We start from the raw sequence: 10,426 nt of genomic DNA, 5'->3' as shown, positions 1-10,426 counted from the left end.
CGGGCGTCCACCACCCCGTCGGCGGGCAGTCCGGCCGAGGTCTGGAAGGCCGTCACCGCGGACCGGGTGCCGGGGCCCCGTTCGTCGAACGGCGCTGTCAGGCCAGGCTGGTGAGCACCGCCGGGTCGTACGGGACGGTCCGGGAGAGGTCGCCGCGCAGCGCCCTGGCGGCCCAGTCCGGATTGGCGAGCAGGGTGCGGCCGACGGCGACGAGGTCGAACTCGTCACGCTTGAGGCGGGCCAGCAGTTCGTCGATGCCGGTCACGCCGGCCCGGCTGGTGTAGCCCTGGGCGAACTCGCCCTCGCCGTACTGCTGGTCCAGGCCGACCGAACCGACCGTCACGGCGGCCTTGCCGGTGAGCTTGCGCGCCCAGCCGGCCAGGTTGAGGTCGCTGCCGTCGAACTCGGGCTGCCAGTAGCGCCGGGTGGAGCCGTGGAACGCGTCGACCCCGGCGTCGGCCAGCGGGGTCAGCAGCTGCTCCAGCTCGGCCGGGCTCTGCGCGATGCGGGCCCCGTAGTTGCCGACCTTCCACTGGGAGAACCGGAAGAAGACCGGGAAGCCCGGGCTGACGACCGCGCGGACGGCCTGCACGATCTCGGCGCCGAAGCGGGCGCGGGAGGCCGGGTCGCCGCCGTAGCGGTCGGTGCGCCGGTTGGTGCCGCCCCACAGGAAGTCGTCGATCAGGTAGCCGTGCGCGCCGTGCAGTTCGACGCCGTCGAACCCGAGCCGCTCGGCGGTCGCCGCGGCCTCGGCGAAGGCGGCGACCGTGTCGTCGACGTCCCGCTGGGTCATGGCCCGCCCGGCCGGGGCGCCGTCCAGGCCGATCCCGGACGGGCCTTCGGCGGGCGGCTCCGTCCCGGTGCGCACGACCCCGGTGTGCCAGAGCTGCGGGATGATCCGGCCGCCGGCCTCGTGCACCCGCCGCACCACGCGGGCCCAGCCGGCCAGCGCCTGTTCGCCGTGGAAGTGGGGCACGTGGTCGTACGCGCGGGCGGCGGCGCGGTCGACGTAGGTGCCCTCGGTGATGATCAGTCCGACCTGGTGGGCCGCCCGGCGGGCGTAGTACTCGGCCACCTCCTCGCCCGGCACGCCGCCGGGGGACTGCATCCTGGTCATCGGGGCCATCACGATGCGGTTGGGGACCGTCAGATCACCCACGACGAACGGCTCGTCCAAGCTGGACATGCTTTTCTCCCGAGTTCTCGGCACTCATGGTGTGAACATTCCGTGTGCGCCCTCTCCGTCGCTCCGGCGAATCGCCGCCGGGCCGCGCGGAATATGGTGTGGGCGGCCGCACATAGGTAACGCACGATTATCGACCCTGTTGATCGCGGCGTCCAGCGGGTGCCGTCGTCCGCCCTGCATTGCCTCAGGCGATGCAGGGCATCGACACAATCATGTTGACCGTGTCCGGGAGATCACGGATAGTGGTGCAGGTGGTTCCGCGTCGCCTTCTGGGTCGCAACTGGAGAATTGATTCCCTTGCCGACCAGTGCCGCGGAAAGGAATTTCCCAGGAACGAAAGGTGGCGGAACCCAGGGTGAGCGAGAGTCGCCTTACCGCGCAGATTTCCCACGACTTGGACGGCAAACGGGCCGTGGTCACCGGCGGCAGCCGGGGCATCGGCGCCGCGATCGTGCAGCACCTGCTCGACGCCGGCGCCACCGTCGTCACCTCCGCCCGCAACCCCACCGAACACACCCCGTCCGCGGCCAAGTTCATCCAGGCCGACCTCAGCTCGCCGGCCGGGGTACGGGCGTTCGCCGACGCCGCGCTGGACTCCCTCGGCGGGGTGGACATCGTGGTCAACAACGCGGGCGGCTGCCGGGCCTTCCAGACCGCGCTGGAAATCGAGAACGACTGGCAGTACACGGTCGACATCAATTTCCTGGCCGCCGTCCGGCTCAACGCCGCACTCGTGCCGGCCATGCGCGCGGCCGGCGGCGGGGTGATCGTGCACCTCTCCTCCATCGCGACCATTTCCTCCTACCCGATGATCCTGCACTACGCCGCCGCGAAATCCGCGCTGGAGGTGTACAGCAAGGGCCTCGCGGTCGAGTTGGCGCCGGACGGAATCCGGGTCGTCGCGATCTCCCCGGGAAACGTGATGACTCCTGGGGCGGATGAGGCGCGCGAGAAGATCGTCGACTATCTCGGCATGGAATCGGAGGGGGACTGGGCCGACGAGGTCCCGCTCGGGCGGATCGGCCAGACCGAGGACATCGCCGAGGCGGTCGGCTTCCTGGTCTCCCGGCGCGCCTCGTGGATCACCGGCAGCAACCTCGTCATCGACGGCGGCAAGAGCGCGTCCCTGTGACCGCCCGCCAGGACTGGAAGGACTGACACGATGACCGCGACAGAAGAAGGGCCGCGGGCCTATCCGTTCGGTCCGGCCGAGCAGCTCGACGTGGACCCGAAGCTGGCCGAGGCCTGCGGCGAGCAGCCGGTGCTGCGGGTGAGCCTGCCCTACGGCGGCGACGCCTGGCTGGTCACCCGCCACGCCGACGTCAGGACGGTGCTGGCCGACCCCCGGTTCAGCCGGGCCGCCGCCGCGGGCGAGGACGTGCCCCGCATCGTCTCGGCCGGCCTGCCCCGCACCTCGATGCTGAGCATGGACCCGCCGGAGCACAGCCGGCTGAGGCGCAGGGTCGCCAACCCCTTCACCGTGCGCCGGGTCGAGGCGATGCGCCCGCGCGCCCAGCAGATCGTCGACGGGCTGCTCGACACCATGATCGCCACGGGCTCGCCCGCCGACCTGACCCAGATGCTCACCTGGCCGTTGCCGATCACGATGATCTGCGAACTGCTCGGCGTGCCCGTCGAGGACCGCGACCGGTTCAACGCCTGGGTGGACGGCCTGCTGATGCTCTCCGACCCGGCCCGCTCCGCACGGGACCGCGGGCACCTCAACGAGTACCTCGCCGGGCTGGTCGCCGAGCGCCGCGTCGAGCCCACCAGCGACCTGCTCGGCGAACTGGTCGCCGTGGAGGACGAGGAGAACCGGCTCACCGAGGAGGAGTTGGTCAGCCTCGGGGTCAGCCTGCTGTCCGCCGGCCAGGAGGCCACCGCCAACCAGATCGGCAACTTCGTCTACACGCTGCTGACCAGGCCCGAGCTGTGGCACGAGCTCGTCGCCGATCCCGGCCTGATCCCCGACGCGGTCGAGGAACTCTCCCGGATCATCCCGATCAGCGCCACCGCCGGCTTCACCCGGATCGCCACCGAGGACGTCGAACTGGGCGGGCAGACCGTCCGGGCCGGCGACGCGGTGGTCACCGAATTCTCCCTGGCCAACCGGGACCCGGAGGTGTTCGACCGCCCCGAGGAGATCGACTTCCGCCGGAAGAACATCCCGCACGTCACCTTCGGACACGGCATCCACCACTGCCTCGGCGCGGCCCTGGCCAGGATGGAACTGCGCGTCGTGCTGGACACCCTGGTGCGCCGCCTGCCCGGCCTGCACCTCGCCGTGCCGGCCGACCAGGTGACCTGGCGGACGGAACGGCTCATCCGCGGAGCGGACGCGCTGCCGGTCGCCTGGTGAGACGCGGCCGGCCGGAACGACCGCCTGACGTCAGGGAGTCGGCGGTCGCTCCGGCCGGGCCCCAGCCCGCACTTCGACATCACCCGGACACTACGGGAGGACTCAGCATGGCCGAACCACCGGAGGCGATCACCGCGGCCGTGCGTGATCCGGGCAAGGGACTCGCCGAGGTCATGGCGGCCATCATGGAGGGCTACGCCGACCGGCCCGCCCTCGGCGAACGCGCGCGGGAGCCCGTGACCGGGCGCCTGCTGCCCGGCTTCGAGACCGTCAGCTACCGCGAACTGTGGGCCCGGGTACGCGCCGTCGCCACCGAGTGGCACCACCACCCGGACCACCCGCTGAGCGCCGGCGACCGGCTCTGCATCCTGGGCTTCACCAGCACCGACTACGCCACGCTCGACCTCGCCTGCCTCCACGCGGGCGTGGTGGTCGTGCCGTTGCAGTCCAGCGCGCCGCTGTCCCAGCTGGCGCCGATCGTCGCGGAGACCGAGCCGCGCGCCCTCGCGGCGAGCATCGAGCGGCTGGACACCGCCGTCGAAGCCGTCCTCGGGGCGCCCTCGATCCGGCGCGTGATCGTGTTCGACTACCGCCCCGACATCGCCGAGCAGCGCGACGCCCTCGAATCCGCCCGGCGGCGCCTGGCCGGGGCCGGCCGCCCGGTGGCCGTCGACCCGCTGGCCGCCGTGGTCGAGGCCGGAGCCGGGCTGACGCCGGCGCCCCTGTTCGTCGCAGACCCGGGTGACGACCCGTTGGCGCTGCTCATCTACACCTCCGGCAGCACCGGCACCCCGAAGGGAGCCGTCTACCCCCAGCGGCTGGTCCGCACCGCGTGGAACGGCTTCAGCTACGGTGCGGAGGACGCACCCCCGGTCAGCGTCCACTACATGCCGCAGAGCCATCTCGCCGGCCACTGGGCGCTGATGGGCTCGCTCTCCCGGGGCGGCGTCGGCCACTTCACCGCCAGGAGCGACCTGTCCACCCTGCTCGACGACATCGCGCTGGTCCGCCCCACCGAGCTGACCATGGTCCCGCGCATCTGCGACCTGCTCTTCCAGCGGTACCGCAGCGAACTGGACCGGCGCTCCGGCGAACCCGGCGACGTCGACACGGCGGTCAAGACCGACCTGCGGGAGAACGTCCTGGGCGGGCGCGTCACCAAGGCCTTCTGCGGCACCGCCCCGCTCTCCGCCGAGGTGGCGGCCTTCGTCGAGTCCTGCCTGGGCTTCCACCTGTACACCGGCTACGGCTCCACCGAGGCCGGCGGGGTGCTGCTCGACTCGGTGGTGCAGCGCCCGCCGGTGATCGACTACAAGCTGGTCGACGTCCCGGAACTCGGCTACTTCCGGACCGACTCGCCGCACCCGCGCGGGGAACTGCTGCTCAAGACCGCCACCGCCATCCCCGGCTACTACAAGCGGCCCGAACTCACCGCCGAGATCTTCGACGCGGACGGCTACTACCGGACCGGCGACATCATGGCCGAGACCGGGCCGGACCGGCTGGTCTACGTCGGCCGCACCAAGGACGTCCTGAAGCTCTCCCAGGGCGAGTTCGTGGCCGTCTCCCGCCTGGAGACCGCCTTCGTCGCCAGCCCGCTGATCCGGCAGATCTTCGTGTACGGCAACAGCGAGCGCGCCTACCCGCTCGCCGTGGTCGTCCCCGCCCCGGAGGCGCTGGCCAGGGCCGGCGGGGACGCCGAGTCGCTCAAACCGCTGCTCATCGAGTCGCTGCAGCGGATCGCCAAGGAGGCCGAGCTCAACTCCTACGAGATCCCGCGCGACGTCCTGATCGAGACCGAACCCTTCAGCGCCGCGAACGGCCTGCTCGCCGACAGCCACAAACCGCTGCGCCCCCGGCTCCGGGAGCGCTACGGCGAGGCCCTGGAACGGCTCTACGCCGAACTCGCCGACGGGCAGGAGCGCCGGCTGCGCGACCTGCGCCGGGCCGGGCCGGACCGGCCGGTGCTGGAGACGGTCGGCCGGGCCGCCCAGGCGCTGCTGGGCTGCGCGGGCGCCGAGCTGAGCGCCGACGCGCACTTCACCGACCTGGGCGGGGACTCGCTGTCCGCGCTGTCCTTCGCCGCCCTCATGACGGAGATCTTCCGGGTCGAGGTCCCGGTCGGGGTGGTGATCAGCCCGGCCAACGACCTGGCAGGGGTTGCGGGTTACATCGAGGAGCGGCGCCGCACCGGCGCCGCGCAGCCCACCGTCGCCTCCGTCCACGGCGAGCACGCCGTCGAGGCCCGCGCCGGCGACCTCACCCTGGACAGGTTCCTCGACGCGGCGACGCTCGCCGCCGCCCCGACGCTGCCCCGCCCCGACGGCGCCGTCCGCACCGTCCTGCTCACCGGGGCCACCGGCTTCCTCGGCCGCTTCCTGTGCCTGGAGTGGCTGGAACGGCTGGCGCCCGCGGGCGGCAGGCTGGTCTGCGTGGTCCGTGGCGCCGACGCGGCCGTCGCGGCGAAGCGGCTGGAGGCCGCCTTCGACAGCGGTGACGCCGAACTGCTCCGGCGGTACCGGGAGTTGGCCGACGGAACGTTGGAGGTGCTGGCGGGCGACATCGGCGAGCAGCGGCTGGGCCTGGCCGAGGACACCTGGCAGCGGCTGGCCGACACCGTGGACCTGATCGTCCACCCGGCCGCCCTGGTCAACCACGTGCTGCCCTACGACCAGCTGTTCGGGCCCAACGTCGTCGGCACGGCTGAACTGATCCGGCTGGCGCTCACCACCCGGCTCAAGCCCGTCACCTACGTGTCCACCGTCGCCGTGGTGGCCGGCGCCGCGGCCCTCGACGAGGACGGGGACATCCGCGTCACCAGCCCGGTGCGCCACCTCGCCCGGGGCACCGGCAACGGAGGCGCGCATGGATCCGAGCACGAGGACGGGCACGACGACGCGCACGGGTACGGCGACTACGCGCACGGGTACGCGACCAGCAAATGGGCCGGCGAGGTGCTGCTCCGCGAGGCCCACGAGCTGTGCGGACTGCCGGTCGTCACCCTGCGCTCGGACATGATCCTCGCGCACGGCAGGTACCGGGGGCAGCTGAACGTGCCCGACGTGTTCACCCGCCTGCTGCTCAGCCTGCTCGCCACCGGCATCGCCCCGGGCTCCTTCTACCGGGGCGGCGGGCGCGCCCACTACGACGGCCTGCCGGTCGACTTCACCGCCGAGGCCGTCACCGCGCTGGGCGCGCGGGCCACCGAGGGCTACCGGACCTTCAACGCGCTGAACCCGCACGACGACGGCGTCAGCCTGGACACCTTCGTCGACTGGCTGATCGAGGCCGGCCACCCGATCCGGCGGATCGACGACTACGACGACTGGCTCACCCGGATCACCACCGGGCTGCGCGCCCTCCCGGAGAAGCAGCGCCAGCACTCGCTGCTGCCCCTGCTGCGCGCCTTCGCGCGGCCCGGGGAAGGCGTCCCCGGGTCGGCGATCCCCGCCGCCGGGTTCCGGTCCGCCGTGCGGGCCGCCAAGGTCGGCGCCGACCAGGACATCCCGCACCTGTCGGCGGCCCTCGTCCGCAAGTACGTCACCGACCTGCGCCACCTCGGCCTGCTTCCCCACTGACCGCAGCACCGCACCACCATCCCCGCATTCGACCCGACGGACACAGGAGTTCGGCATGGCACAGAGCATCGGCGAGACGGTCATCTCGGGTCTGCGGCTGCTGGAGGCGAACGACTTCGCCGGCTTCCGGGCGCTGTGCACCGAGAAGGCCACCGTGTGGCAGAACGACGGCAAGGACGAGCAGGCGATCGACGAGCGGCTCGTGCACTTCAAGGCCTTCGCCGCCGGTGTCGAGTCGCTGCGGTTCGAGGTCCTCCGCCAGTTCGAGAAGCCGGACGAGGTGCTCCAGCAGCACGTCATCCACCTGCTGTCGGCCGAGGGGGTCGTCCAGGAGGTCCCGACCGTCGTCTACTTCCGGTTCGAGGGCGGCCTGATCGACCGGATCGAGGAGTGCCTCTACACCGTGCCGAAGGCCGGCACGGCCTGACCGCCCGCCTTCCTGAACCCGAACCGTCAGGCGGGCGCTGCGGCGCGGGAGTCCCGGAGGCTGCGGCGGGCGGCGGCGGTGACGAGCAGGACCCAGAGCAGGCTGAGGGCGCCCAGGGCGTAGACGCCGCCGTGCAGGAAGGCGAGGTCCAGGTCCGTGCCGGCCGGCGGGGCCCAGCCGTCGGGGTCGACGAGGACGGTGGTGGTGGTGCCGGCGGAGGACGACCCGGAGCAGCCCGAGCCCTGGAACTCGGGGTGCGGCAGCGGCTTCCCGTCCGCGCGGCGGATCGCGCAGGACCAACTGGTCCGGCCGCTGCGGTCCTTCGAGCTGTGGGCCTCGGTGACGACGACCTCGGTCCGCTCCCCGCGGTGCGCGAGCACCTCCGCCCGGATGGTGGTGGGTGGCAGGGCCAGCAGCAGGACCCCCAGCAGGACGCCGGGCCAGAGCACCCAGCCGGCGGCCCGGACCACCATCAGCCCGCCCAGCGAGGTGATGAGCACCAGCACGGCGAGGATCGTGAACAGGGCGGAGTAGTCCGGGTCCACGGCGAGCGCCATCAGGCCGACGAGCAGCAGCGGGGCGAGCACCGCGACCAGGCCCGCCGCCCGGCGGATGGTGCGGGGCGCGAGCGGGTTGTCCTTCCGGGGTCTCCGCTTGGCGGTCTTCGGCCGCTGGGCGGCGGCCGCCGCGCTCAGTGGTCTCTTCTGCTTCTTCCTGCCCTGTGCCATGTGGCCCCCCGTTCGGTGCTGCGTCGGACTGCTCGCGACAGTCTGACCTGCGGTGCGGAGGTGCGGAAGACCGGGGCCGCAAGCCGTCACGGCCGGCCGGGTCGGGCCGGTCAGACCCGCCCGAGTCCGGCCTGCTCCAGGTCGAGGTCGCGCTGGAGGCGGCGCAGGGTGGTGTCGCTGATGAGGTGTTCCTCGTAGAGGCGGTGCAGCCGGGTGTTCTGCACGGTGATGACCTCGTGCCGGAGTTGACGGTAGGCGGCGTCGGCGGTGATGCCGTCGGGGGTCTCGGGGGTGCGGTCGAGGCGGGCGGCGAGGCCGCGCCGGACCCGGTCGATCGCGGTGTCGGGCATGACCTCCAGGGCGGCGAGGTGGTCGACGTGGTCGAGGGCGGCGCGGTTGAGTGCGTCGCGGGCGTCGTCCTCCTCGCGGGCGGTGTGCTCGGGCTCCAGGGCGAGCCCGGAACGGTGGACCACGGCGGCGAGGGTCAGGCCCTGCACGACCAGGGTGAGGACGACCACCGCCGTGGTCAGCACCAGGACGAGCGGGCGCCCGGGTATCCGGTTGCCGTCCGCGGTGAGCAGCGGGATGGACAGGGCCGCCGCCAGCGGCATGACGCCCCGGGTGCCGGCCCAGGTGACGACCCCGGCGACCCGCCAGGACAGCCGGCCGCGGGCGGGCTTGACCCCGCGGGTCAGCGGCAGCGTCCACAGCACCCGGACGGCGATCAGCACGGCCGCCAGCGCGAGCGCCTGGAGCGGCCACCAGCCGGTGCCGGCCGGCAGGTCCCGGACCAGGGCGGGCAGTTGCAGGCCGACGATGCTGAACACGACGCTCTCCAGCAGGAACACCACCACCGCGGAGACGGCGTGCAGCTGGAGACGGATGCGGGCGTCGGTGAGGCGGTGGCCGGAGCGGCCGAGCAGGACGCCGGCGACCACGACCGAGGTCACCCCGGAGGTGTGCGCGGACTCCGCGAGCACGTACGCCGCGTACGGGGTGACCAGGGCTATCACGGTCTCCAGGACGGGGTCGGCGGTGCGGCGCCGGATCAGCCACACCAGGCCGGCCACGGCGGCGCCGACCAGGCTGCCGCCCCCGCCGAGCAGCAGGAGCTCGCCGCCCGCCGCAGGCAGGTCAACCGTGCCGCCCACGGCCACGGCGACGCCGACGGCGACCTTGAACAGCACCAGCGAGGTGGCGTCGTTGAACAGGCTCTCGGCCTGCACGAGCACCTGGACGCGCCCCGGCAGCGCCAGCCGGCGGCCGAGCGCGGTGACGGCCACCGGGTCGGTGCTGGACAGGACGGCCCCCAGCACGAACGCCATCGCGGGCGGGAGCCCGGCGACGGCGACGGCGACGAAGCCCACGGCGGCGGCGGAGGCGAAGACCAGGCCGAAGGAGAGGATCGTCACCGGGCGCCACACCGCGCGCAGATCACGCAACGACAGTTCCTCGGCGGAGGAGTAGAGCAGGGGTGGGAGCACCACCAGGGCGATGGCCTGCGGCGGTACGTGCAGCGCGGGCACACCCGGGACCATCGCGACCGCGAGGCCGACCAGGACCAGCAGGGAGGGCGCGGGCACCCGCAACCGCCGGGCGAAGGTGGCCACGCTCGTGGCCAGAACCACCAGAACCAGAACGATCCCCACGGCGTGCATCTGCGGAAACGACCCATCACGACGATCGGGGTCGCCGCCGCCCGAGCGCTGCGGTCGTCCCCCGAGCCGACCAGACTTCCCGGCACACCGTCAATCATCTTATCGGGTCGTTTGCGCGGGACGGCAGGGTGCCCGGCAGGTCGTGCCCCTCAGCGGCGCCCGAGCAGCCTCGCCAGGAAGCCGCCGCTCTTGCGCTTCGTCCGGTCGCAGGCGCAGCGGCCGGACTCGGGCACCCCGGCGAGTACCTGGTCGACGTGCATGCCGCACCCCGCGTAGCTTGCCTTGCCGCACGTCCGGCAGGTGGTTCGTCGACACATCGCGCTGCTCCTCACGTCGCACCCCCGGATGGGGTGGCCAGTCCTTTCAGGATACCCCACCCGGTATTTTTGGACGCGCGGCGTCGGCGTCGCCCTGCTCCACGATCCGCCCGGCCCGCATCACCGCGACCCGGTCGCTCACCTGCCGGACCACGGCGAGGTCGTGGGCGATG

8 protein-coding genes are annotated in these 10,426 nt (G+C 72.8%); 4 read left to right on the top strand and 4 right to left on the bottom strand.

The features are described from left to right. Both AB0O19_RS38160 and AB0O19_RS38155 read right to left on the bottom strand, forming a co-directional pair. A partial coding sequence (locus AB0O19_RS38160) for a peptidoglycan-binding domain-containing protein (RefSeq protein ID WP_363626313.1) occupies positions 1-101 on the bottom strand: 101 nt, incomplete at its 3' end. Beyond that, a complete protein-coding gene (locus AB0O19_RS38155; RefSeq protein WP_363626311.1) occupies positions 98-1,186 on the bottom strand; it encodes an NADH:flavin oxidoreductase in 1,089 nt (362 codons plus the stop codon). The genes AB0O19_RS38160 and AB0O19_RS38155, both read right to left, overlap by 4 nt. A gap of 394 nt (positions 1,187-1,580) precedes the next feature. Here AB0O19_RS38155 and AB0O19_RS38150 point away from each other — a divergent pair, with 394 nt between their 5' ends. The 4 genes from AB0O19_RS38150 (at position 1,581) to AB0O19_RS38135 (ending at position 7,550) form a co-directional block, all read left to right on the top strand. Further along, positions 1,581-2,318 (top strand): SDR family oxidoreductase, encoded by a 738-nt coding sequence (locus AB0O19_RS38150; RefSeq protein ID WP_363626309.1) that lies wholly within the window; start codon positions 1,581-1,583, stop codon positions 2,316-2,318. A 30-nt stretch (positions 2,319-2,348) separates the two neighbouring features. Further along, positions 2,349-3,545: a cytochrome P450 gene (locus tag AB0O19_RS38145; protein ID WP_363587136.1), complete on the top strand. Its 1,197-nt coding sequence runs from the start codon at positions 2,349-2,351 to the stop codon at positions 3,543-3,545. 107 nt (positions 3,546-3,652) lie between these two features. After that, positions 3,653-7,123 carry a carboxylic acid reductase gene (gene car, locus AB0O19_RS38140; protein WP_363626307.1) on the top strand — a complete coding sequence of 1,157 codons (3,471 nt, stop codon included), beginning with the start codon at positions 3,653-3,655 and terminating at the stop codon, positions 7,121-7,123. A gap of 55 nt (positions 7,124-7,178) precedes the next feature. Further along, entirely contained in the window at positions 7,179-7,550 is a 372-nt protein-coding gene (locus AB0O19_RS38135) for a nuclear transport factor 2 family protein (protein ID WP_363587138.1), read from the top strand. Positions 7,551-7,576: 26 nt separating this feature from the next. On the opposite strand, the gene AB0O19_RS38130 is transcribed toward AB0O19_RS38135, so the two are convergent. Further along, complete coding sequence (locus AB0O19_RS38130; RefSeq protein ID WP_363626305.1) at positions 7,577-8,278, bottom strand: hypothetical protein; 702 nt, start codon at positions 8,276-8,278, stop codon at positions 7,577-7,579. Positions 8,279-8,388: 110 nt separating this feature from the next. Then, on the bottom strand, positions 8,389-9,936 hold the full coding sequence (locus AB0O19_RS38125; RefSeq protein ID WP_363626303.1) for a Na+/H+ antiporter: 1,548 nt from the start codon (positions 9,934-9,936) through the stop codon (positions 8,389-8,391). Positions 9,937-10,426 lie beyond the last annotated feature (490 nt).

The organism is Kitasatospora sp. NPDC091276 (assembly GCF_040684355.1).
GTDB lineage: Bacteria > Actinomycetota > Actinomycetes > Streptomycetales > Streptomycetaceae > Kitasatospora.
The sequence above is the reverse complement of the archived record's forward strand: the minus strand, read 5'-3'. Positions and strand labels throughout refer to the sequence as shown.

What these genes read in the sequence shown, in the direction of transcription:
- AB0O19_RS38155 (WP_363626311.1), bottom strand. Translation starts at nt 1,186, where the DNA reads ATGTCCAGCTTGGACGAGCCGTTCGTCGTGGGTGATCTGACGGTCCCC.
- AB0O19_RS38145 (WP_363587136.1), top strand. Translation starts at nt 2,349, where the DNA reads ATGACCGCGACAGAAGAAGGGCCGCGGGCCTATCCGTTCGGTCCGGCC.
- car (WP_363626307.1), top strand. Translation starts at nt 3,653, where the DNA reads ATGGCCGAACCACCGGAGGCGATCACCGCGGCCGTGCGTGATCCGGGC.
- AB0O19_RS38135 (WP_363587138.1), top strand. Translation starts at nt 7,179, where the DNA reads ATGGCACAGAGCATCGGCGAGACGGTCATCTCGGGTCTGCGGCTGCTG.
- AB0O19_RS38130 (WP_363626305.1), bottom strand. Translation starts at nt 8,278, where the DNA reads ATGGCACAGGGCAGGAAGAAGCAGAAGAGACCACTGAGCGCGGCGGCC.
- AB0O19_RS38125 (WP_363626303.1), bottom strand. Translation starts at nt 9,936, where the DNA reads ATGCACGCCGTGGGGATCGTTCTGGTTCTGGTGGTTCTGGCCACGAGC.